Annotated in this window: 24 protein-coding genes; 12 read left to right on the forward strand and 12 right to left on the reverse strand. The window is 37.2% G+C overall.

The annotated features are described in order from the left end of the window. The first annotated feature begins 37 nt into the window (after positions 1–37). Positions 38–964 carry a LysR family transcriptional regulator gene (locus CKV78_RS03145; protein ID WP_005762028.1) on the forward strand — a complete coding sequence of 309 codons (927 nt, stop codon included), beginning with the start codon at positions 38–40 and terminating at the stop codon, positions 962–964. A 235-nt stretch (positions 965–1,199) separates the two neighbouring features. Next, entirely contained in the window at positions 1,200–1,427 is a 228-nt protein-coding gene (locus CKV78_RS03150; RefSeq protein ID WP_005762029.1) for a hypothetical protein, read from the forward strand. Between the two features lie 107 nt (positions 1,428–1,534). Here the strand turns inward: CKV78_RS03150 and CKV78_RS03155 are convergent, their stop codons facing one another. After that, complete coding sequence (locus CKV78_RS03155; RefSeq protein WP_005762030.1) at positions 1,535–2,347, reverse strand: ATP-binding cassette domain-containing protein; 813 nt, start codon at positions 2,345–2,347, stop codon at positions 1,535–1,537. Between the two features lie 16 nt (positions 2,348–2,363). Next, the gene (locus CKV78_RS03160; RefSeq protein WP_005762031.1) at positions 2,364–4,205 is read right to left on the reverse strand and encodes a glycine betaine ABC transporter substrate-binding protein; all 1,842 of its coding nucleotides are present in this window, start codon (positions 4,203–4,205) and stop codon (positions 2,364–2,366) included. A 259-nt stretch (positions 4,206–4,464) separates the two neighbouring features. Here CKV78_RS03160 and rlmE point away from each other — a divergent pair, with 259 nt between their 5' ends. The 6 genes from rlmE (at position 4,465) to CKV78_RS03190 (ending at position 11,024) form a co-directional block, all read left to right on the forward strand. Continuing rightward, a complete protein-coding gene (gene rlmE, locus CKV78_RS03165; RefSeq protein ID WP_005762032.1) occupies positions 4,465–5,094 on the forward strand; it encodes a 23S rRNA (uridine(2552)-2'-O)-methyltransferase RlmE in 630 nt (209 codons plus the stop codon). A 135-nt stretch (positions 5,095–5,229) separates the two neighbouring features. Next, complete coding sequence (gene ftsH / locus CKV78_RS03170; protein ID WP_005762033.1) at positions 5,230–7,149, forward strand: ATP-dependent zinc metalloprotease FtsH; 1,920 nt, start codon at positions 5,230–5,232, stop codon at positions 7,147–7,149. 185 nt (positions 7,150–7,334) lie between these two features. After that, on the forward strand, positions 7,335–8,162 hold the full coding sequence (folP, locus tag CKV78_RS03175; protein WP_005762034.1) for a dihydropteroate synthase: 828 nt from the start codon (positions 7,335–7,337) through the stop codon (positions 8,160–8,162). An 18-nt stretch (positions 8,163–8,180) separates the two neighbouring features. Then, positions 8,181–9,515, forward strand: a complete 1,335-nt coding sequence (gene glmM, locus CKV78_RS03180) for a phosphoglucosamine mutase (protein ID WP_005762035.1) — start codon at positions 8,181–8,183, stop codon at positions 9,513–9,515. A 71-nt stretch (positions 9,516–9,586) separates the two neighbouring features. Further along, positions 9,587–10,045 (forward strand): phosphohistidine phosphatase SixA, encoded by a 459-nt coding sequence (sixA, locus tag CKV78_RS03185; RefSeq protein ID WP_005762037.1) that lies wholly within the window; start codon positions 9,587–9,589, stop codon positions 10,043–10,045. Between the two features lie 301 nt (positions 10,046–10,346). Further along, positions 10,347–11,024, forward strand: a complete 678-nt coding sequence (locus CKV78_RS03190) for a hypothetical protein (RefSeq protein ID WP_032855118.1) — start codon at positions 10,347–10,349, stop codon at positions 11,022–11,024. Positions 11,025–11,114: 90 nt separating this feature from the next. Here CKV78_RS03190 and minC read toward each other — a convergent pair whose 3' ends face one another. Continuing rightward, positions 11,115–11,777 carry a septum site-determining protein MinC gene (gene minC / locus CKV78_RS03195; protein ID WP_005762039.1) on the reverse strand — a complete coding sequence of 221 codons (663 nt, stop codon included), beginning with the start codon at positions 11,775–11,777 and terminating at the stop codon, positions 11,115–11,117. Positions 11,778–11,866: 89 nt separating this feature from the next. On the opposite strand from minC, the gene CKV78_RS03200 reads away from it, so the two are divergent. After that, positions 11,867–12,118 (forward strand): YcgL domain-containing protein, encoded by a 252-nt coding sequence (locus tag CKV78_RS03200; RefSeq protein ID WP_005762040.1) that lies wholly within the window; start codon positions 11,867–11,869, stop codon positions 12,116–12,118. Here the strand turns inward: CKV78_RS03200 and CKV78_RS03205 are convergent. From CKV78_RS03205 to CKV78_RS03245, 9 genes are all read right to left on the reverse strand, one after another. Next, complete coding sequence (locus CKV78_RS03205; protein WP_005762041.1) at positions 12,108–12,491, reverse strand: pyrimidine dimer DNA glycosylase/endonuclease V; 384 nt, start codon at positions 12,489–12,491, stop codon at positions 12,108–12,110. The two genes, CKV78_RS03200 and CKV78_RS03205, sit on opposite strands and share 11 nt — an antisense overlap. 42 nt (positions 12,492–12,533) lie before the next feature. Continuing rightward, entirely contained in the window at positions 12,534–12,842 is a 309-nt protein-coding gene (locus CKV78_RS03210) for a c-type cytochrome (protein ID WP_005762042.1), read from the reverse strand. After that, positions 12,842–13,357 carry a TlpA family protein disulfide reductase gene (locus CKV78_RS03215; RefSeq protein ID WP_005762043.1) on the reverse strand — a complete coding sequence of 172 codons (516 nt, stop codon included), beginning with the start codon at positions 13,355–13,357 and terminating at the stop codon, positions 12,842–12,844. The genes CKV78_RS03210 and CKV78_RS03215 overlap by 1 nt, the downstream gene beginning before the upstream one ends. Further along, positions 13,347–14,018 carry an ABC transporter ATP-binding protein gene (locus CKV78_RS03220; RefSeq protein WP_005762044.1) on the reverse strand — a complete coding sequence of 224 codons (672 nt, stop codon included), beginning with the start codon at positions 14,016–14,018 and terminating at the stop codon, positions 13,347–13,349. Before CKV78_RS03220 ends, CKV78_RS03215 begins: the two co-directional genes overlap by 11 nt. Before the next feature lie 22 nt (positions 14,019–14,040). Further along, entirely contained in the window at positions 14,041–15,156 is a 1,116-nt protein-coding gene (locus tag CKV78_RS03225; RefSeq protein WP_095075308.1) for an ABC transporter permease, read from the reverse strand. Positions 15,157–15,169: 13 nt separating this feature from the next. After that, entirely contained in the window at positions 15,170–16,489 is a 1,320-nt protein-coding gene (locus tag CKV78_RS03230) for an ABC transporter permease (RefSeq protein WP_032855120.1), read from the reverse strand. 4 nt (positions 16,490–16,493) lie between these two features. Then, a complete protein-coding gene (locus tag CKV78_RS03235) occupies positions 16,494–17,891 on the reverse strand; it encodes a Fe-S-containing protein (protein WP_005762048.1) in 1,398 nt (465 codons plus the stop codon). A 144-nt stretch (positions 17,892–18,035) separates the two neighbouring features. After that, positions 18,036–18,557 carry an iron transporter gene (locus tag CKV78_RS03240; protein WP_005762049.1) on the reverse strand — a complete coding sequence of 174 codons (522 nt, stop codon included), beginning with the start codon at positions 18,555–18,557 and terminating at the stop codon, positions 18,036–18,038. 18 nt (positions 18,558–18,575) lie between these two features. Continuing rightward, complete coding sequence (locus tag CKV78_RS03245) at positions 18,576–20,498, reverse strand: FTR1 family iron permease (protein WP_005762050.1); 1,923 nt, start codon at positions 20,496–20,498, stop codon at positions 18,576–18,578. Between the two features lie 310 nt (positions 20,499–20,808). On the opposite strand from CKV78_RS03245, the gene pepE reads away from it, so the two are divergent. From pepE to CKV78_RS03260, 3 genes are all read left to right on the forward strand, one after another. Next, positions 20,809–21,513, forward strand: a complete 705-nt coding sequence (pepE, locus tag CKV78_RS03250) for a dipeptidase PepE (RefSeq protein ID WP_032855122.1) — start codon at positions 20,809–20,811, stop codon at positions 21,511–21,513. A gap of 9 nt (positions 21,514–21,522) precedes the next feature. Beyond that, the gene (gene dcuC, locus CKV78_RS03255; RefSeq protein WP_005762053.1) at positions 21,523–22,815 is read left to right on the forward strand and encodes a C4-dicarboxylate transporter DcuC; all 1,293 of its coding nucleotides are present in this window, start codon (positions 21,523–21,525) and stop codon (positions 22,813–22,815) included. A gap of 108 nt (positions 22,816–22,923) precedes the next feature. Continuing rightward, positions 22,924–23,814 carry a Dyp-type peroxidase gene (locus CKV78_RS03260; RefSeq protein ID WP_005762054.1) on the forward strand — a complete coding sequence of 297 codons (891 nt, stop codon included), beginning with the start codon at positions 22,924–22,926 and terminating at the stop codon, positions 23,812–23,814. Positions 23,815–23,832: the final 18 nt, after the last annotated feature.

Consider the following 23,832-nt stretch of genomic DNA (forward strand, 5'->3'; position numbering starts at 1 on the left):
TTTTTAATACAATGCATTTATTTTTACGAGCTTTATTATGAAACCGATTTTTTTAGAATTACGCCATTTGAAAACGTTGCTTGCGTTAAAAGAAACGGGCAGTGTTTCACTTGCCGCCAAACGAGTTTATTTGACTCAGTCTGCGCTGTCACATCAATTAAAGTTAATTGAAGAACAATATGGCTTACCTTTATTTGAGCGTAAAACGCAACCTTTGCGCTTTACACCTGCGGGGGAGCGTCTTATTCAATTAGCAAATGAGATTTTGCCCAAAGTTGTAGAAGCAGAGCGAGATTTAGCTCGGGTGAAACAAGGCGAAGCAGGGGAGTTGCGTATTGCTGTGGAATGTCATACTTGTTTTGACTGGTTAATGCCTGCGATGGATTCCTTACGGCAACATTGGACGTTGGTCGAATTGGATATAGTCTCTGGTTTCCATACTGATCCTGTGGGACTTTTATTAACTCATCGTGCTGATTGGGCTGTGGTTTCTGAAATTGAAGAAACATCAGGCATTATTCATAAACCACTGTTTTCCTATGAGATGGTTGGATTATGCGCCAAAGATCATCCATTAGCCTCAAAAATAGTATGGGAGCCAGAAGATTTTATTGATCAAACCCTAATTACTTACCCTGTGCCAGATGATATGTTGGATTTATTAAGAAAAGTATTGCATCCCAAAGGGATTAATCCAACACGCCGGACCAGCGAATTAACTATTGCGATTATTCAGTTAGTAGCAAGTAAACGTGGTGTGGCGGCATTGCCGTTTTGGGCGGCAAAACCTTATTTAGATCGAGGCTACATTGTGGCACGTAAAATTACGAAAAAAGGGTTATACAGTAATTTATATGCTGCTATTCGTGAAATTGACTCTAACATTGCTTTTATTGATGATTTTTATCAAACTGTTAAATCACAAAGTTTTTCTACTTTGCCAGATCTATTAGTTTTAGAATAATTGAGTTACGTAAAATTGATATGAAAGAAGACAAAATTGAATTTTTTGATTCATTATTGTTCTTTAATATTCGTTTTTATCTATCAAAAGGTACTAAAAGTTAGCTGTTTTGAAAAAAATAACTCAAATATTTTTTTGCAATCGTTTGCTCATTTGGTGTGCTCTTTTAGGAAATTTAAAAATATTTTATTATTGTAACTCACATTAAATAAATAATTTATATTAAAGGGGCAATATGGAATTTAATGAATTATTAGGTTATGCGGCAGGCTTACTAGTCGCAATATCATTTCTATTTAAGGATATTGTTTTCATTCGTGTGATTAATGGTATTGGTGCGATCTTATTTGTGGTTTATGCCGTTCGTATTGGTGCTTATCCTGTTGCGGGCTTAAATATATTTTTAGTGTTAATTCACATTTATCAACTTTGGCTTTTGAAAAGAGCAAAAAATTTATCATAAAGCAGGTCTATCCTATTTTTTAAAGACCGTGTTGAGCTCATTATGCCAATAGCTATAGGCTCATTCTTATATAAAGAGCGGTCTATTTTTAAAAAGTTTTAGCAATGCTAATAGGTTTTTGCTGTTTGCATAAATTCTGCCACATATTCATTTGCTGGATTTTGTAATAATTCTTGTGGCGTGCCAGTTTGAATAAGCTCGCCAGAATTGAGGATCGCAATATAATTTCCCATTTTTATTGCCTCATCAATATCGTGAGTAATGAACACAATGCATTTATTTAAACGTTGTTGAAGATTTAGCACAAGATCTTGTAATTTCACTCGAATAAGGGGATCTAGAGCAGAAAAAGCTTCATCCATCAAAATAATATCGGTATTGGCAGTTAATGCTCGAGCTAATCCCACACGTTGACGCATCCCCCCTGAAAGCTGTGAGGGGTAAGCATTTTCATAGCCTGATAATTTCACTTCATTGAGCCAATAACGAGCTTGTTCTTGTTGCTCAGCCTGACTGGAACCACGTACTTTTAACCCATAAGCCACATTTTGTTGTACGGTTAAGTGAGGCAATAAACCAAAATGTTGGAATACCATACTTACGCGCTCTTGACGGAAAATACGCAATTCAGTTTGGCTTAATGCAGTTACATTGGTTTCACAGGCCCAAACCTCGCCGCAACTAGGTTCAATTAATCTATTGATATGGCGAACTAATGTGGATTTTCCTGAGCCAGATAAACCGATAATGCAAAAAATACTATTGCCATTCATTTGTAAATTGATGTTGCGTAATCCAATTTGACAACCTGTTTGTTGAAAAATTTCAGTATTAGGTGCATTTTCTTTTAAAAGCGCGAGGGCTTTGTCACAATGTTTTCCGTAGATCTTGCTAATATCTTTTAATACAATTTCTGACATTTTGAATTCCTTAACATTACTGCTTTTGTCTACGCCCGTAAGCTTGTGTGATGCGATCAATAATAATAGCTAGAATCACAATCGCTGCTCCAGCTTCAACCCCTTGACCAATATTCAAGGTTTGAATAGCTTGTAGTACATATTCGCCCAAACCTTTTGCCCCAATCATTGAGGCTAACACTACCATTCCTAAAGACATCATTACCGCTTGGTTAATTCCTGCCATAATGCTTGCTTTTGCTTGTGGTAAAAGCACCCAGACTAGCAACTGCCAACGGGTACTGCCGAATGATTGTGCTGCTTCAATAATTTGTGGATTAACTTGGCGAATTCCTAATGCGGTTAAACGAATAAGTGGTGCAATTGCGTAAACGACCGTTGCAAATAAAGCAGGCACCTTGCCGATTCCAAATAACATTAAAACGGGAATTAAATATACAAAGCTTGGCATCGTTTGAATTACGTCAAGAATAGGTTGTAGTATGCGATGCAATCTTGCATTAGAGGCCATTAAAATACCGATTGGAATACCTAGTAGGGTAATAAATAATGCTGAGACAATCAGCAAAGCTAGAGTTTGCATTAGTGGAAACCATAGTCCTAGAGCACCAATTAAATATATTCCTCCTAGGCAAAGTAGTGAAAACCACCATTTTTTTGTGGCGTGCCAACTGATGAGCGCAATAAGAATCAGTATTAGCCAAGCAGGTGTAGCTTGTAAAACACTCTCAATGGGAAGTAGCAAATAATCCAATGAAATTTGACTGATTTGGCGAAACTCAACACCATAATTTTGCACTGTTTTAACTAATGAACGATTGAGAGAGTCTGCGATAGACCAAGGGGCAAAAATGGAGTTCTCTTGTTTTTCATCTTGTTGTAAGAATTGTTGTAGCTTCTCTTTTGCTTGCTGTGAAACCCACTTTTGCCAAATATCGGGGTGTTGTTGTAAAAAGAAAAAAGCTTGAGTTGATCCATTTCGTTTATTTTCAGCCATTTCTAAAATTGCTTGATTTAAAGTGTCCGGTTCAAATTGGATATGCTTAATTAACTCAATTAGCTGAGGGTATTGATTAGCAAATGTGCTGGAGACAGACATTGCTAATTGAGAACGAGGGAAACCACTTACGCAACTTGGTTGGTTATCTGAATGTAATAATTGCTCCCAACACGTAGGTTGATAAGTAGGAAATTCAATCGGTTCAAAGGCATATTTTGCCATTAGTCCAGTGGGCTGCCAGTAATAAAATAGAATGGGTTTACGTTGTTCATAAGCAGAAGAAATTTCGGCATCTAGCGTTGCCCCAGTACCGGGGTGAACATTATTAAATTGCTTTGAAAGTCCAGTATTTTTTAATAGATGAGTATTGAATATTTCGCAGGTCCACCCAGTTGGACAATTTAAAAAACGGGCTTTATTTGGTTGTTCAGGATCTGAAAAAAGATGATGAAATTGGAGTAAGTCAGTGACATTTTTTAATGTGGGATGTTTTTTCTTAGTATAATCAGGTATATACCAGCCTTGTGTAGCCCCACCTTTCAAGGTATTACCAATTATTTGAACTTTACCTTCATTCACTGCTTGTTCAATGATAGGAGAACGTCCAACCCATTGTTCAGCAATAATTTGAATATCATTTTGCGCAAGTGCAGTTTCTAATGCATTAGTTGCACCTGGCACAATTTCAGTTTGGCATCCATATCCTTTACGTAAGATTAGATCGAAAAGTGCGGTCGAAAATTGTCCACTTTCCCAATCTAATGCACCAAGTTTTATTGGCTTATTTGTATCGCAAGCGAGAGAGTCACTACTAAAAAGTAATAGAAATGCGATACTTAAGCTTTTTAAGACTTTCATTCAAATTCCTTTATTTAATTTTAGTACAAACAGATTGTAACGAAATAGATTTTAGATGCAATGGCTCTAAAAGTCAGTGCTGAATATGATCTAATCCAAAGATAAAAAGAGCGGTCAATTTTTATTGTTTTGATATTAAAAAATTAATATGTCATTTTATTAGCGATCAGAAAAGTAATTAACTTTTTCTACGAAATCCCCCTTGAAACTTGTGTATAATGCCCCATATTCAACAAATGATTAAATAGTAAAGAAGTTTATGGGAAAGAAAAAACGTTCAGCGAGTTCTTCTCGCTGGTTAAATGAGCATTTTAAAGATCCGTTTGTACAAAAAGCACACAAACAAAAGCTACGTTCTCGTGCCTATTTTAAGTTGGATGAAATTCAACAAACCGATCGTTTATTTAAACCGGGAATGACGGTGGTTGATTTAGGTGCGGCACCGGGAGGTTGGTCGCAGTATGTGGTGAGCCAAATTGGTGACAAGGGTCGAGTGATTGCTTGTGATATTTTAGAAATGGATCCTATCGTCGGAGTCGATTTTTTACAAGGTGATTTCCGCGATGAAAATGTTTTAGCTACACTATTAGAGCGTGTAGGGGAAGGTAAAGTTGATGTGGTGATGTCAGATATGGCACCAAATTTTAGTGGTATGCCTTCAGTTGATATTCCACGTGCAATGTATTTAGTTGAATTGGCTTTAGATATGTGCAAACAAGTGCTTGCAACTAAAGGCAGTTTTGTTGTGAAAGTATTTCAGGGTGAAGGTTTTGATGAATACTTAAGAGAAATTCGCTCTCTCTTTAGTGTTGTAAAAGTTCGTAAGCCTGAAGCCTCAAGAGATCGTTCTCGTGAGGTATATATTGTTGCGACAGGGTACAAAAATTAATTTGGTGATATCAATGTTTGATATTTGCACAAATATTGACTATTAATACGATAATTTCCAATTTTATAATAAATATAGTAATCTCTCGTAACAAATTATTAACGTTAGCAAAAAAGAGGTCAAACCTTGAACGATATGGTAAAAAATTTAGTCCTTTGGATTGTGGTAGCTGTGGTAATGATGACCGCATACCAAGGCTTTAACTCTGCTTCGTCAGGCAATACCACCGACTATACAACCTTCATTTCAGATGTTGGCAATGATCAGGTGCGTCAAGCACGTTTTGATTATAATGAAATTTATGTAACCAAAACAGATGGTTCAAAATACACTACTGTGATGCCATTAGATGACGATAACTTATTGAATGATCTATTAAATAAAAAAGTAAAGATTGAAGGTACACCACCAGAAAAGCGTGGTTTCTTCTCACAAATCTTAATCTCTTGGTTCCCAATGATCTTGCTAATTGGCGTATGGTTATTCTTTATGCGCCAAATGCAAGGTGGTGGAAACAAAGCAATGAGCTTTGGTAAAAGCCGTGCACGTATGATGACACAAGAGCAGATTAAAACGACTTTTGCCGATGTTGCTGGTTGTGATGAAGCAAAAGAAGAAGTGGGTGAAATTGTTGATTTCTTACGTGATCCAGGTAAATTCCAAAAGTTAGGTGGTAAAATTCCTAAAGGGATCTTGATGGTTGGTCCTCCAGGTACGGGTAAAACATTACTTGCAAAAGCAATTGCGGGTGAAGCAAAAGTACCATTCTTTACGATTTCAGGTTCTGACTTCGTAGAAATGTTTGTGGGGGTTGGTGCTTCACGTGTACGTGATATGTTCGAACAAGCCAAGAAAAATGCACCTTGCTTGATCTTTATTGATGAGATTGATGCTGTTGGCCGTCAGCGTGGTGCAGGTTTAGGTGGTGGTCACGATGAGCGTGAACAAACGCTTAACCAAATGCTTGTAGAAATGGATGGCTTTGAAGGTAATGAAGGTGTAATCGTTATCGCTGCAACTAACCGTCCAGATGTGCTTGACCCTGCATTAACTCGTCCTGGTCGTTTTGACCGCCAAGTTGTAGTTGGTTTACCTGATGTACGTGGACGTGAACAGATCTTAAAAGTACATATGCGTAAAGTACCAATTGCACCAGATGTTGATCCAATGACATTAGCACGTGGTACACCAGGTTATTCTGGTGCAGACTTAGCAAATTTAGTGAATGAAGCTGCGTTATTTGCAGCTCGTACTAACAAGCGATTAGTAACAATGCTTGAGTTTGAAAAAGCGAAAGACAAAATCAATATGGGACCAGAGCGTCGCACAATGATTATGACGGATAAGCAAAAAGAGTCTACTGCATACCACGAAGCTGGCCACGCAATTGTAGGTTATATTGTACCAGAGCACGACCCTGTACATAAAGTAACGATTATCCCTCGTGGACGTGCCTTAGGTGTGACATTCTTCTTACCTGAGGGTGATCAAGTAAGCATCAGCCAAAAACAATTAGAAAGTAAGCTTTCTACACTTTATGCTGGTCGTTTAGCTGAAGATTTAATCTATGGTGAGGAAAATATCTCAACGGGAGCATCAAACGATATTAAAGTAGCGACAAATATCGCACGTAATATGGTGACCCAATGGGGCTTCTCTGACAAACTTGGTCCAATTCTTTATTCAGAAGATGATGGTGAAGTGTTCTTAGGTCGCTCAATGGCAAAAGCAAAACATATGTCAGATGAAACGGCACACCTTATCGATGAAGAAGTGCGTGCAATAGTGACTCGCAACTATGAGCGTGCAAGACAGATTCTGATTGATAATATGGATATTTTGCACGCAATGAAAGATGCGTTAGTGAAATATGAAACCATTGAGGAAGAGCAGATCGAACAGTTGATGAAACGCCAACCTGTAACACCTCCTTCAGGCTGGGATGATTCAGACAAGAAAGATCAAAATCAACCAACACAATCAGATGATGATAGTACCAAAAGTGCGGTCGAAAATGATTTAAATTCTGAAGAAAGTAGTTTCTTTGAGAAGTAGTGTACAATAAGATAAATTTATTTCTAAAATAAAGCTTCCTTGTTGATAAAATAAGGAAGCTTTTTCTTTAATTATGTAAGTTTTCTCTATAACTTAGACAATAAATGTCTCTTTTGTAAGAATTTATTTTTATCCACTTCATCTTTAGTTATAATTGCTACTAATTTACTTAATCAGCACAAGCAATGAAACTATACGCAAATAATAAAATCTTAGATCTTTCTATGCCCCAAATTATGGGGATCCTAAACTTCACTCCGGATTCTTTTTCAGATAGTGGTCAATTTTTTAATTTAGATAAAGCACTCTTTCATGTTGAGAAAATGTTGAATGCGGGGGCTGCGATCATTGATATTGGCGGAGAATCTACTCGTCCGATGGCAGATGAAGTGACACTTGAACAAGAATTAGCTCGTGTGATTCCCATGGTTGAAGCGGTAAATAAAAACTTTGACTGTTGGATTTCCGTGGATACTTCGAAATCTGTAGTAATGCAAGAAGCAGCAAAAGTCGGAATGGATTTAATTAATGACATTCGTGCACTACGCGAGCCCAATGCATTAGAAACAGCAATTGCGTTGGATTTACCTACTTGCATTATGCATATGCAAGGAGAACCTCGTACAATGCAACTCAATCCAACTTATGATAATGTGGTTGAGGATGTTTTTACATTCTTAATGCAACGTACAGAAGAATGTGTGAATGCAGGCATGAAAAAATCCCACTTGATTTGGGATATGGGGTTTGGTTTTGGTAAAACTGTTGAGCACAATTATAAATTATTGAAAAATATACCGCACTTTTGTACGCAAGGTTATCCTGTCTTAGCTGGGCTTTCTCGTAAATCAATGATCGGTACTATATTAAATAAATCAGTGGAGAAGCGAATGGTTGGTAGTGTCTCAGGTGCATTATTAGCCGCAATGAATGGTGCGAGTATTTTGCGGGTGCATGATGTTGAAGAAACAGCAGATGCGTTAAAAGTTTGGCAAGCGATGAATGTCGCATAACTAAGAAGGAAAGTAACTATGGCAAATCGTAAATATTTTGGAACAGATGGGGTGCGTGGCAAAGTGGGTAGCGCACCAATTACACCAGATTTTGCATTAAAATTAGGCTGGGCAGCAGGCAAAGTATTGGCTACACAAGGCTCACGTACAGTTTTAATAGGTAAAGATACACGTATTTCTGGCTATATGTTAGAGTCAGCGCTGGAAGCTGGTTTAGCTGCTGCAGGGCTTTCTGCAGCATTTACTGGCCCAATGCCTACCCCTGCAATCGCTTATTTAACACGTACTTTTCGTGCGGAGGCCGGCGTTGTGATTTCAGCATCACACAACCCTTATTATGATAATGGGATTAAGTTTTTCTCGGCACAAGGAACCAAATTACCAGATGATGTAGAAGAAGCTATCGAAGCGATGCTTGAACAACCTATCGATTGTGTTGAGTCAGCAGATCTTGGTCGTGCAAGTCGTATTAAAGATGCCGCAGGTCGTTATATTGAATTTTGTAAAAGTACATTTCCTGCACATTTAAGTTTAGAAGGCTACAAGATCGTTGTGGACTGCGCAAATGGGGCAACTTACCACATTGCACCAAATGTAATGCGTGAGCTAGGCGCAGAAGTAATTGAAATTGGTACTCAACCAAACGGGATGAATATCAATGAAAAATGTGGTGCAACAGATATTCAAGCGCTAACAGAAAAAGTTCTCGAAGTGAACGCAGATGTAGGTTTAGCTTACGATGGTGATGGTGATCGCATTATGATGGTGGATCATTTAGGAAATAAAGTAGATGGTGACCAAATTTTATTTATTATTGCTCGTGAAGCCTTACGTTCAGGAAACTTAAAAGGTGGTGTTGTTGGTACATTAATGAGTAATATGAGCTTAGAACTTGCACTTAAACAGCTTGGTGTACCATTCTTACGCGCAAACGTGGGTGACCGCTATGTACTTGAAAAAATGCAGGAAAAAGGCTGGATGTTTGGTGGAGAAAATTCAGGCCATATTATCATTGCGGATAAAAACACCACTGGCGATGGGATTATTGCTTCTTTAGCAGTATTAAGTGCAATGGTAGAACATCGTTTATCATTAAATGAATTAGCAAGTGCGGTACAATTATTTCCACAAGTGTTAATTAATGTGCGCTTTGCGGGTGGTTCAAACCCACTTGAAAGTGAAACAGTAAAAAGAGTTGCAGCACAGGTTGAAACTCGTTTAGTAGGAAAAGGTCGCATTCTATTACGTAAGTCGGGCACAGAACCATTAATTCGTGTTATGGTCGAGTGTGAAGATGGTCAGTTAGCACAGCAATGTGCAGAAGAAATTGCAGAAGCAGTAAAAGCAAATTAAAACAATACTAAAAATAAACTGGGTAGGTTTGCCCAGTTTATTTTTGTTTTATAGTTAGGAGTCTCCAATTAATGGATATTTTTGTAATGCGCCACGGTGAAGCAGAAATGAACGCAGGTTCGGATCAGGATAGAAAACTGAATTTGCGAGGATTACAGCAAGCAAACTCTCAAGGAATGTGGCTAAAATCGACTGCACTTTTTGATAAAGTTTTAGTCAGTCCTTATATTCGTGCACAGGAAACATTTAAACAAATTAATTTAATTTTTGGTGATATATTGACCTCTCGTCAAGAAACTTGGCAAGGAATTACGCCTTACGGCAATTCAAATATCGTGATTGATTATCTTGATGTATTGGCTGAACAAGGGGTAAAGTCTGTATTGATTATTTCACATCTACCTTTAGTGGGAGAAATTGTCAGTGCGTTGTGTGGAAGTAATGGTGTTCGTTTTTATCCTTCCACTGTTGCACACATAGTTTGGGATAGAAAAACTGGTCATTTGGAGCAAATAAAGTATCCTGAGTGATCAAGTGATTTTGTTTGTTTCTGCTGTATTTTAGATAATAAATGGCACATTAATATACAATGTGAAAAGTTCAAATATTTACAAATCTTCACTTGTTTAAATTGGAATTTATTTTCATTTTTTTTATAATCAATAGGTTGTATTTGCTTTTCATTTATAAAATGAAATCAATGAAAATGATTTTTGGTAAAGAAGTGTAAATGGTCATTTCTTTTTTGATTGATTTATTACACACTATCGCTCAGCAAAGAGATTCTTTGTGAGTGTGATTTTATGGCCTCGTAACCATTTAGGAGAAATGATGAAAAAATCAGTATTAGCAGCATTAGTATTAGGTGCAAGTTTAACAATGACTGGCTGTTTCGATAAAGATAGCAAAGCTGGTCAAGAAGTTGAAAAAGCAAAAGCGAGTGTTGTAGAAGCTAAAGATGCAGTAAGTAATGCTGCTTCAGATGTAAAAAATGCAGCAGCTGAAACTGCAAAAGAAGTAAAAGAATCTGTAAAACAAAGTGTTGCTGAAGCAAAAGAAACTGTTGCAGCAAAAGTTGAAGATGTGAAAGCAGCAGCAACAGAAGCGAAAGATGCAACTGTTGAAAAAGCAGCAGAGCTAAAAGACGCTGCAGCAGCTAAATTAGATGAAGCAAAAGTGGCTGCAACAGAAGCGAAAGATGCAGTATCTGATAAAGCGGCTGAAATGAAAAAAGCAGCAGAAGACAAAGTAGAAGCAGCGAAAGATGCAGCAGCAGATAAAACTGCAGAAGCAAAAGTAGCAGCTGAAGCGAAAGTTGAAGAAGCGAAAGCAGCGGCAGCAGATACTAAACAAGCAGCAGCTGAGAAAGTTGAAGAAGTGAAAAAAGCGGTTGATGAAAAAGTCACAGAAGCAAAAGCGGCAATGACTGAAGCAAAAGAAGCGGTTGCAACAAAAACTGAAGAAGCTAAAGATGCAATTAAAGCTGTGGTTCAACCAAAATCAGAATAAACTTCTAGGTTCTATAAAAATAGAGGGTATATATCCCTCTATTTTTTTATTTGTTGGACTGAACTACAAATACTTCTTTCATTTAAGCTATTAGAATGTGGAAAATGCAAGTTTTTCTTTTTCTGCAAAAATTCTGACCGCACTTTGGCGATATTCGCTTGGGAGCTTTTCTTTATAAATAAAACGGCTATTTACAGCGATAAATTCGGCATCTAAATATTGGGTATAAATTGCACCTGAACTTGAATTCACACCAGCCATTGCTCTACCTAGCAATTTTCCATAGATATGAATATTGCCATCTGCCGCAACTTCTGCACCTTCTTCAACGTTGCCGTGAATGATTAAATCGCTATTTTTTGCATAAATAACTTGATTTGCACTTACGCTTTGCTCAATAACCTTTGTAGGTAAATACCGCGGTTGTGGCAGAATATCCAATATTTCGCCACTTTTTCCTAATAATGGTAGATTCGCAGTTAAAATAATTTCTTTTTGTAAGTCATGTTGCCAATCAGATACACCAATAATTTGAATTCGATATTCGGCAAATAATGCTTTAAGTGCAATTAAATCGATTTTTTCAAGGCTTGGTGTGAATTTAAGAATGACTGCGATATTGTCAAAAAATGACGGAGAGTTTTGAATTTTCCTATTCAGGTTACGTTTAATGACGGTGAGGCTCGTGCTGTTCAAAGTGATGAAAACTGACGAAAATTGTCCAGTATGAAATTCCACGATATCCTGTGCCATAATGCCATCCAAATAATAAAATTGACTGTTTTAATCATAAAGAATTGTGCTAGGATCGGCAAATCTTTTTTGATGTAGGAATATGAGTAATGCTGTGTGCAATTTATAAAAGTAAGCGAAAAATTGGAACTTATTTATATGTAGAAAAGCGTGATCAATTTAACCAAGTTCCCGATGTGTTAAGAGAGGCATTTGGTACACCTATTTTCGTGATGATGTTTAATTTAAACGGTGAAAAACCTTTAGTAAATGCAGATAAGGAGGCAGTCTTAAAACAAATCCAAGAAAAAGGTTTCTATCTGCAAATACCAAAAGAGGATGATTGGTTATTCAAGATTTAACTTGAGTAAAGCGAGGTTTAGCGGGCATTCGCTCCTCAATTCTCGTTTTATTTGCCTCTAAGGCATTTTGAGTGGGCTCGTAATCGAGCCATAATAAAGGATCTTCAGGCAAGTCTGTTGGCCAGATATATTTTACATTAAACCCTCTGGCAAGACATTCTTGATGTAATAAATCATAACGTCGTTTTAAAAATGCTAGTTTATTGAAAAAGAAACGCACATGACCAGAGCCTAATTTATAGTCATCAGGCTGTCCTGCTAGGTTAAACTTCCCTTTAGCAACGGCATTAGGAATTCTGGTGAGTTCTCTATGTTCTGCAAGTAAATGTTGATCACAAAGCTCATCTACAGGGATAAGATTAATTCTCGTCATTGTAAGGTAAAATTGGTGCGCACAATTTAGCGCACCATTTAGTTATTTGAGGGTTTGAATGAAGTCTGCAATGGCTTGCATATCTTCCGGTGATAAACGTGATTTTGCAGCATTACCTGCACCAACGATTTGACCTTCTTTACGTGCTTTAAGTGAGTTCACAATTTCACTTGCAGGTAATTGATTTAAGATCTTAGATTGATTAAGTGCTGATTTTTCAGCATTATTTCCGTGGCAGAAGGAACACGATTGTTTAAACAATTTTTGTCCATGTTCAACACTTGCTTGAACGGTACCAGCCGATAACATAAATACTGTCGTTAAGAATAGAGTAGAGTAAGTTTTTTTCATTATTGACCTTTAATTTTTCCTTGAAAAAGTAAGTGTAAAAAATCATCAGGGATTAAGCTTTCGAATTTATAAAGGATTTTGCCTTCGGGGTCAATAACGAAAGAAGAGGGGGTGCCAATCAATTTATAACGCTCTGCGGTAATTTTGAGTTGATCTTTGACTACGGGTAACATAATTTCTCTTTGATTTACAACATCTTGTGTTTTTGCTTTCTCACCATCAATATTTATTGCAAGGATATGTAAATTATGTGCTGGATATTGCTTTATTAGTTGTTCAAACTGTTTAAGTTCTGCAATACATATACCACAATTTTCTGACCAGAAATTGAGCAATATGGTCTTTCCTTTGTATTGTGTCAGGTTAACCGTATTCCCTTGTAAATCGAAAACCGCAATTTCTGGTGCAGGATGACCTATTTCTGCACTTTCGTCTTTACATGAAATTAATGAAAAACTAACCGCACTTAGCAAGCATAAATGTAAAACAACAAATAAAAATGATTTAATTTTCATTGCTTTGTTCTCGCAATAATTTCCCATGTTGCAGGAAAATAATGCGGTTGGCTAATTTTCCTAAATCGGGGTTGTGTGTGACCATTACGATAGTTCTACCTTGCTTGTTAAGGGATATGAGTAGATCGAGAACCAGTTGTTCATTTTTTTCATCAAGGTTACCGGTTGGTTCATCGGCAAAAATGACGGGAGGTTGATTGACTAATGCTCGTGCAATACAAACACGTTGTTGCTCACCGCCTGATAATTGGCTAGGGCGATGATCAAAACGGTGTGCTAATCCCACTTGAGTTAATACCGCTTTAGCGGCATCTTCATCGACAACACTATGATAATGTTGTGCAAGCATCACGTTTTCAAGAGCTGTGAGATAGGGAATTAAATGGAATTGTTGGAAAACTAAGCCGATTTTTTCGGCTCGAAATCGTTGACGACCTATTTCATCAAGTTGTGCGGCATCAATGCCATCTAAAATCACTTTGCCTTCTGTTGCGGTATCCAATCCTGTGAGAATGTTCATCAAGGTGGTTTTCCCAGAACCTGAAGCCCCCATTATTGCCACAAATTCTCCTTTTTGAATATGAATATTAATGTCCTCAAGTGCGGTTATTTGTTCAAATCTTTTATAAAGGTGTTGGGTTTCAATCACATTTTTTGACATAATTTTTCCTTTTCTTATTTCCCTATTCGCCTTTCAATACATTGGCGGTTTGAATATGTAAGGCACGACGAGCTGGGACTATAACAGCGATAAATGCCACTAATAATGAAAGTATTATCGTGATTGGCAATACAGGTAGACGCATATCAATGCTAGCTTTAAACACTGTTAAACCGAGTAATTGAGCTAAAATGTAGCCGAGAATCAAGCCTACTAAAATGGCGCAAAGGGCAATCATTAAAATTTCAGTCGCAATTTGCAAAATGATATCCTTGCGTTTGGCGCCTAATGCTTTTTGTAAGGCGAATTCTTTAGCACGTTCGCCTACGATAGCTATTAAGGTGGTATTCACACAAAGGGTTGCAAGTACAAGAATGACAGCAGAGATCAATCCCATTAATCCTTTGATCTTATCTAGAATTTTCCCTTCCGATGCAGATACTTTACGAATTGGGCGGATTTCTAATTCTGGATATTGTTTTTTTAACTGTGTAGCAAAAGCATCTACTTGCCCTTGATCATTTTTCACATTCATCAAGACGTTCGTCGCTTGTCCTCTTTTATCAAGCCAAGTTTGTGCAAATTCTAAACTCACAATTAACATATTATCGGTAGCATCGCCTGATTCGATGATTGCCTTAATATTAAAACGGTGTTTTTCATTGTTATTTTTGGTTAAAGTTAATTTATCGCCAATTTTTAAATTTAAGCGCTCCGCTAAGGTTTTTCCAATCATTGCATTGCGATCATCAAAATTTACACCAATCGCTGACCCCGTAATTTGCCAATAAGGTGATAGAGTTCGAATATTTCCAAACCAAACCCCCATAATCACTATTTTTTCTAATTCACTGCGAGTGACACCATATAAATAAGGACTTGCTGCACTAATTAAACCTTCTGGTGCTTGTTGGATAATTTGCTGTAATTGCTGTTCTTGAATTAAGCCACTGGAATTTGAACCAATATAGAAGTTTGCACCAAATGTACGTAATTCTTGGCTCATTTTAGTGTTGATATCAAAATACACGGCAGCCATTGCTGTAACAATACTTGCTCCAACAGTTAAGGCTGCAAAAATAATCAATACACGTTGTAGACGTAAACGAAGGGATTGGAAAATCAAGCGCCAAAACATACTGAATTTTTGATTAACGCCCATATAACACCTCTACTGGATACAAGCGTGCAATACGATGGGCAGGGAACCAAGTACCAATCAGTGCGATTAAAACTGATAAGACCAAAACGCAAGGTATTACGATCCAAGCAAAGTCGAGTGGTGTACCAAATAGTGCAGTACCAATAAAGCGTGCTAATCCCCAACCAGCAATACAGCCAAGTAAACCACCGAATAATGCACTAATAATAGCTTCGGAATAAAATAATAAGACTATTTGCCATTGGTAAGCACCAAGGGCTTTCATTAATCCAATCTCCTTGCTGCGTTCGATAATGGTGGTGCTCATTAATGAGGCTATACCCATTGCTGCGGCAATTAATGCTGCTACGGTTACAACAGCGAGTAATAATTGAATTTTTTCTATCACTACTCCTTCAGAAGCCGCTACTTGCCAAATGGGTCGCACTACTGAACCAGAAATCGCCTCTTCTAATTGATGAGAAATAGAAGACACGTAAGCAGTACAGTACCAACGGTCATATTCTTCAGCATTTAACCCATCTACATTTGCACGAGCTTTGCGTGAAAGTGCATTTTCAGGCACCGTTAAGGCAGATACTTTAATCGCTTGAACTTTGCCTTGTAAATTTAGTAATTTTTGCACTGCACTTAAAGGCATCACAAGCTGTTGCTCTTCAGAACCACCTGTTGCAAGTACGCCTTTTATTTCAACCTCAAGTTGATGTGAAAATTCCCCTTCTTTGTAATACAATTGAATACGATCGCCAGTCACCCAGTGGGTATTTTGGGCTAATTGTTCACCAATTAAAGCCGGAATAATATTTTCAAATTGACCATTAAAATCATCTACCCATTCGCCTTGCACTTTCCAATAAGGACTAATAATTTTTTGCCCAGTGTGGTAAGTATCTTCATCAGGGATTGCAATTTGGTGATCGAAGAAAGTGCCTAAAATTTGAATATTTTTGACCGCACTTTCATTGTGTTTTTGAGCTTTTATATCAGCACTTAATAAGGGAGCAAAGCCGACGATATTGTTACGCCAGAAAATATCTTTGACGTTCGGTAGTTCTTTTTCATCGAGGAAATCTTGTGAGGCAAGGGCACTTGCACCATTAACATCATCAGGTAAAATCGCACTACTTGCTGGTTTAACTAGAATATTTGCGCCGTAAGATTTCAATTCGCGTGCCATTTTGTCGCCAATATCAATGGACACAGCAAGTAACGCAGACACTAAACCTGCCGCGAGAAAAATAGTAATAATTGCAAGAAATTTACGTTTTAAACCGAATCGCCAAGATTGAAATAACATTCGCAATAGCATTTTTTTATTTTCCCTCTTGTTGTTTAATGTAGTTTTCTGGTGCATCCCGGAAGCTGTTAAGGTTACTTTCATTGGCAAAGAAGTAGGTTTTGCCTTCGTAGCTATATTTATGTTCTGTTTGGGTATTTTTTAATTTGCTTTGATCTACGGGATCGATGACGTCAATTTCTACGATAGTTGAGAAGTAATTTAAACCGTCTTCTAAATTTTTTTTACTTAAAACCACATAATTTTCTGTTTGTTGCCAATTTTCAATCGGTACAGGGTTACAGCCACCAGGTTTGCCAATAGATGGAATAAACATTCGCACGCCACAGCCGACACAAACGACTTGGTCTCCTTCCATTACATAGCCTTGATCACCACAAAGAATACAAGCATCAAACACCGCTGCAAGACTTAAACGATCTGATAAGCGATTAATCAGGAAGAAACGTACCGCTTTACCATCATCTGCAATCCAGACAAAACGATGTAATTTGCCATCACTGACTTGCTCAATTGGAATATGAATTTGGTTATTATGATCTAAGGTGACAGGGGTAGCTGCGGATAATTGTGGGGGCTGAGAGGCTATTTTATCCCAATATAATTGGCTTCCTACAATGATTAAAATGGCAAAAATGCCCCATAAGATCAGGCGTTGAGATGTTAACAATATTGATAATTTTTTACGTTTTTCAATCGGGTGAGTCTCATTATTAAATGTTAATTTTCTCAATAGATGCACTCGTGAGAAGAATAGTATGATACATGACAGTAAGATTATGCTGTGCAAATAATTGAAATATTGGGTGAGACTGCCTGATTTTGCTACAAAACTTAACCGAACTTTGGTCAGTTCAATTTGTTGTAGTTTCATTAAATTTAATAAAATATCTCCACAAAGTGGCGTCAACAATAATAGTAAAATGATTGTGATGATCCATTTGGGAAGTGCGGTTAATTTTTGTTGCGTTTTGCTTTGTTGGATTAATACAACAAGCCAAGCAACTAAGAATAAACAAAGGAAAATCGCAAGAACGATCGCACTGATATTTAAAATGAAATCAGTATTAATGACATCTGTTTGTGTGATTGCCACAATATTAGGATCTTTACCCCAATAAATTCCTGCGATAAAAAGCAGTACGCAATGCCAGAAATAACGTAGTTTTTCAATATACAAGAAAATATTGGCATAAAACAAAATAAAAGAAAGTAATAGGAAGATATTTAGACCTAATAAAATTGTTTGTTTATTGGGTAGGTTAAGAATGAACAATGCGCCTACAAAAAAACTCAATACGCTTAGCCAAATCACTCGTTTAATTTTTATTTGTGATGAGTAAGACCACATTGAGCCGAGTAAAAGTGCAAAAGGCAGCTCATTTTGCAAGAAAAAAGTAAAGAAGTAATTCATAAAAACCTCTTGTTATCAAGGGCAATCCCAAATATACAAATATTAGAATATTTTAGAACACTATAAATACGCTAAGATTTGCCTATTTTTTATAATTTTTATAGAAAGATATGCCGAGCATTTGCCCGACATATCTTAAGCTGATCAATTTAAGCCTGTGTACTTAAATTCATAATTTACATCGAATGGTTTCCACCAGCGGCCTACACCTGTTTCTTCATCAGTGTGGCGGTGCATACCTGCTTTTGGTGGTGGCTCAATATGGTAGGTTAATTTGTAGTTACCTACGCCCATCATTTTAATATTTAAACCATAGTGAGGACCATCACTTGCCACCATTGGCATAAATGTACCTTCTTGTTTTTCATTAGTATCTGTATTGATTAAGGTATAGTTGATAGTCAAATACGGCATCCATTCACCTTCGCCAAAGCCATTTACGTTACCTTTGATAGCATGAATATCTGCTTCTAAGTGAATATCAGACGCTTTCGCAGATAATCCCATACCTCGAGGCTCCATATCAACAGGCTGTAAGTAAACTGCTGCAATTTCCATACCATTCATTTCAACAGGCTCACCAATTGGAAACTCTTTGAAAGCTAATGCAGATGGCGCAGCTAAAATGCTTGCCAGCAAGGTGGTTGTTAAGAGTGCTTTTTTCATACCTAATCTCCTCTGTTTTTAAGTATTTGATTGTGAAATCGTAGCTGCTTTTTGGCTTTGGTACTTCATATAGAAGAAAGCGAATACAGCAGCAAGAATGAGTATTGCTTGCGGAATCAAGGTTTCCACATAAGGATAAATTCCTAACCAGTTGATTTGTGGTGCGCCCTCAATCAGAGTAGGTTCAAATAATTTACCTTCGATTAATTCAAGAATACTTTTACCAGCAAAGACAAATGCCATTATGTACATAAAAGAGCCTGTGAACATAAAGAATGGTTTGAGAGGCAATTTGATAACTGAGTAACGCATAATTAAATAACAGGCGACGAGAATAATGATACCGAGAATAAAGCCTGCTAAAAGATAGAAATAACTGACCGCACTTTGTGCATCACTAACTAACGCATAGTAGAACAGGACAGTTTCGGCCCCTTCTCGATAGACGGCTAAAAAGCTCGTGAGCCATAAGCTGACTAATGATCCTGCGGTGAGCGCAGTAGAAAGTTTTCCTTCTAAGTAACGTTTCCAGTTCTCTGCTTCAACTTTTGATAACAACCAATAGCTCATCATAAACAGCATTACTACAGCGATCATCATTGTAAAACCTTCAAGCAACTCTCGGCTTGCACCTGCATTTGAAAAGGCGAACTGGAAAATTATTGCAGTAATCACACTCGCAATTAGTGCGATATAAACGGATTGGCGAATAATTGGAAGTTTATCTTGATGATTGTTTTTCACTAAATATGCCACAATCGCAGCCACAATTAGAAGAGCTTCTAAACCTTCACGTAGAATAATCAATAAACTATACAAGAACATAGACCAATGATCTTGCTTGTCACCCTGTAACATTGTGACTGCTTTATCTAAGTTTTGTGATAAGTTAGTTGCTTGTTGCTGTAAACTTTCTCTGCCTGCATTAGCTTTCATTAAACTGACTAAGCGAGTGAAATAACCTTCCAAGTCAGCTTTAAATTGACTATCACGAGAGCCAATTTTGCTTTCCATCCCGCTACTCTCAAACACGTCAAAATAGGTATCTTGCACCGCAAGCATTGCTTTTTTCTGTTCGCCTTTTTCGTATAACTGAATGGCTTGTTGAATCCGTTGGTTAATGTCATTACGCAATTTTCCCCAATTTTGTTCATTGACCGTTGTGCTAACATTCTCATTATGGGCAATTTGGGTTTCTCTGGTTGTCGGCAAATTTGGCAACTGTTCTTCAATATCTTGTAATAGCGTTGTAATTTGATAACCAATACTATTGATTTGATTAGGTTTGTCACTTAAACGAATAAGATCATAGAATTGTTGATTGATACTAGCAGCTTGGCTTGCTGAACGATTCTGACGAATCGACATTTCCATTTCGGAATTTTTATAGCCGTCATATTGTGCTTGTTGGACTAATTTTTTTGCTTTAACAAAGTCACCATTTTCATAAGCATTAATCGCATCAGCGAGTAAGTCATCTATAATTTGGAAACTGGTTTGCCAATGTGCTGCAATATTTTGGTTGGCATAAACTTCGTGTTGTCCTGAAGCATTGAGTTGGTGACCTTCACTTAATACAGGGAGGACTTCTTGGAGTTCGGTTTTAAGTGCGGTGATTTTTTTCTGAATTTCTGCATAAGGTTTTTGTTCCCCTATCATTTTGCGGATTTCGCCAAAAGTGGCTTCCATTTGGTAGCTTTTTTGTGCAGAAAAATTAATTCGGATCGGGCCTTCTAGGTTTTCAAACACTTCGAAATAGACCATCTGGACTTCAGTTTTCGCGTCATCGATTTGATTTTGTTGATATAAAAGTGCTGTCTTATCTAAGCGATTCTCAATATCTGTTACCCATTCTCGATAGTCTGGTGCAGCTTGTAGAGAGGATATACAAAATAATACAAGGATAAAGAGAATATATTTGCTCGATTTGAAATAATGCATAATTTTCCCTAATCTAAATGAAATTAATTCTTATCTTCATTTCTTAATTATCCTCTATTTATTTTCTTTATCAACTCAAAATCCCAATTAATGATGAAAATGTGACCTTGAACACAAATTTTTTAAGAAAAACTTTGAATAAGCTCTGTTTTATAAATGTACGATGAATACTCTTTTTCTGCGATAAAATCGTACTTTTTGTGATTCACATCACGAAATTGACATCTTAATTTCCTCTTTTAATTTTTAACTTACATAATGGGGGTTATAGCTAGCATGTAATATGTTTTATTTAATGGAGGAGTCAATAATGAAACAAATGTTATTAATGAGCGGTTCAAAATATAAAGAAACTGACTATCTAGTTCACACTATTCCTTGGCTAAAGTCATTTTTAGCAAAATATGAAGGGAAAAAAATTGCTTTTGTGCCTTATGCGGGTGTACGCCAAACCTATGCTCAATATGAACAAAAAGTACAAAAAGCACTTGCTGATTTGAATATGGAGATTATCTCTGTGCATCACGGAGAAAAACATATTGATATTATTGCACAAGCTGATGTGATTGCTATTGGCGGGGGGAATACGTTCTGTCTATTAAAAGGGCTATATGAGCATCAATTATTGCGTTTAATTCGAGATAAAGTCACTGCAGGTACACCTTATTTTGGTTGGAGTGCAGGTGCAAATGTAGCAGGATCTTCAATCATGACGACAAATGATATGCCAATTACCTATCCACCATCTTTTGAAGCATTAAATTTATTTCCTCATCAAATTAATCCGCACTTTATTTCAGGAAAAATGCAAGGTCATAATGGTGAAAGCCGTGAAGAGCGTTTAGCAGAATTTTTAATTGTGAATCCAGATGCAAAAGTGTATGCCTTGCCAGAAGGAACAGCATTACATATTCATGGTGATGATATGACTGTTTTAGGTGAACAAGATGTATTGTGTTTCACTGAAAATATGCAACTGACGACGATTCCAACAAAAACAACATTAACCTACTAGAGGTGAGCAATGAGCGAATTAAAATCCATTATCGCAATTCTTGGTATTATTTTGACCATTTATTTACTGATAAAAAAATATGAAACACGTACCGTATTAATTGGTGTGGGTTTATTAATGTCCATTGTGACACTTAATCCAATGGGGGCATTAAATGCATTTGCTAAAACAATGACATCAGGTGGCTTAATTATGGCGATCTGTTCAAGTATGGGTTTTGCTTATGTGATGAAATACACCCGTTGTGACACACACTTAGTTCACTTGTTGACCAAGCCATTAAGTGGGTTGAAATTCTTTTTAATTCCAATAGCTACTATCATTACATTTTTCATTAACATTGCAATTCCTTCTGCCGCAGGCTGTGCAGCAGCAGTCGGTGCAACATTGATTCCAGTACTAAAAAGCTCTGGTGTTCGCCCTGCAACGGCGGGTGCGGCAATTCTTGCGGGCACATTTGGCTCAATGATGAGTCCAGGTTCTTCTCACTCTGCAATGATCAGTGAAATGTCTGGTTTAAGTATTCCAGAAGTCAACCTTTCTCATGCGCCTTACACTATTATAGCTGGTGCAATTGGTGCATTCGTGTTAACGGTTTTAGCAGTTATCCTCAAAGACTATGGTAAAGAACATAGAGATGCTTATTTAAATGAGAACAAAGAAGCTGAAGCGAGCTTTGGTAAAGTCAATGTGCTTTATGCGTTAGCACCATTAGTCCCGTTAGTGATCTTAGTTATCGGTGGTACTTCATTACAAAAAGTACCAGGTCTTGAATGGACAAAAATGGGCGTTCCACAAGCAATGTTAATCGGTGCAATTTATGGCTTAGTTGTAACTCGTATTTCTCCAGCAAAAATTACAGAGGAATTTTTCAATGGTATGGGGAATGCTTACGCTAATGTATTAGGTATCATTATTGCTGCAAGTGTGTTCGTTGCTGGTTTGAAATCAACAGGTGCAGTAGATTCTGCGATTGAATTCTTGAAACATTCAAATGAGTTTGTGCGTTGGGGGGCAACAGTTGGACCATTCTTAATGGGGGTTGTTACTGGGTCAGGCGATGCGGCAGCAATAGCGTTTAATACTGCGGTTACACCACATGCTCCAGAACTTGGGTATACCTATGTGAACTTAGGTATGGCTGCAGCAATTGCAGGCGCAATTGGTCGTACTGCATCACCAATTGCAGGGGTGACTATTGTTTGTGCAGGTCTTGCGATGGTGAGCCCTGTTGAAATGGTAAAACGTACTGCGCCAGGTATGGTACTTGCTATTTTATTTTTAGCATTATTTATGCTTTAAGCACACTTATTTTTTAATGATATATCTGCATTCTATTTACAAATAGAGTGCAGATTTTTTATTTAATGCTTATAATTAGTCAGATTTTTTGATTGATGGAGAACAATAATGACTGCACAAAGCGGAGTTTTACTGGATCACAGTAAAGCAGCAATTTTTTTGGAAGCTAATATTACGGATTTATCTATTATTCCTCAAGCAAGTCGCAGATTTTGTGAAAAATTAGCGCAATTACAGCAACAATATCCAGATGCGAGATTAGGGGCTGTAGTTGCTTTTGGGGATAGAGTATGGAAACAGCTTGCTGGTGCACAAAGTGCGGTAGAGTTAAAGCCATTTGTGACTTTAGGTCGAGGTGATCTATCTGCACCTTCAACACAAAATGATTTACTCGTACATATTCAATCTTTACGTCCTGATGTGAATTTTTCAGTTGCTCAAGCTGCAATGGCTGCATTTGGCTCTGCTTTAGATGTGCATCAAGAAATTCATGGTTTCCGTTGGGTAGAAGAGCGAGATTTCACTGGTTTCATTGATGGTACGGAAAATCCACAAGATGCTAAATTAGCCGAAGTTGCATTAATCGCAGATGGTGAAGATGTGGGCGGAAGCTATGTGTTTACACAACGTTATGAACATAACTTAACGAAATGGGAAAAATTAAGTGTAGAAAAACAAGAAAATGTGATTGGACGCACGAAGCCAGATAGCGTTGAGTTAGATGATAAAGCAGATACGTCACACGTTGGGCGTACAGACTTAAAAGAAAATGGTGTTGGTTTGAAGATTTTACGTCATAGCTTGCCTTATGGTACTGCTAGCGGAAAACATGGTTTATTTTTCGTGGCGTACTGTGCGAAACTATATAATATAGACCAACAATTACTGAATATGTTTGGTGAGAAAGATGGTAAAACAGATCGTTTACTAGGTTTCACAAAAGCCGTTACAGGTAGCTATTATTTTGCCCCTTCATTGGAAAAATTAATGAACTTGTAATTACTAATATTAATGATA

The sequence above is a fragment of the Pasteurella dagmatis genome (genome assembly GCF_900186835.1).
Classification (GTDB): Bacteria; Pseudomonadota; Gammaproteobacteria; order Enterobacterales; family Pasteurellaceae; genus Pasteurella; species Pasteurella dagmatis.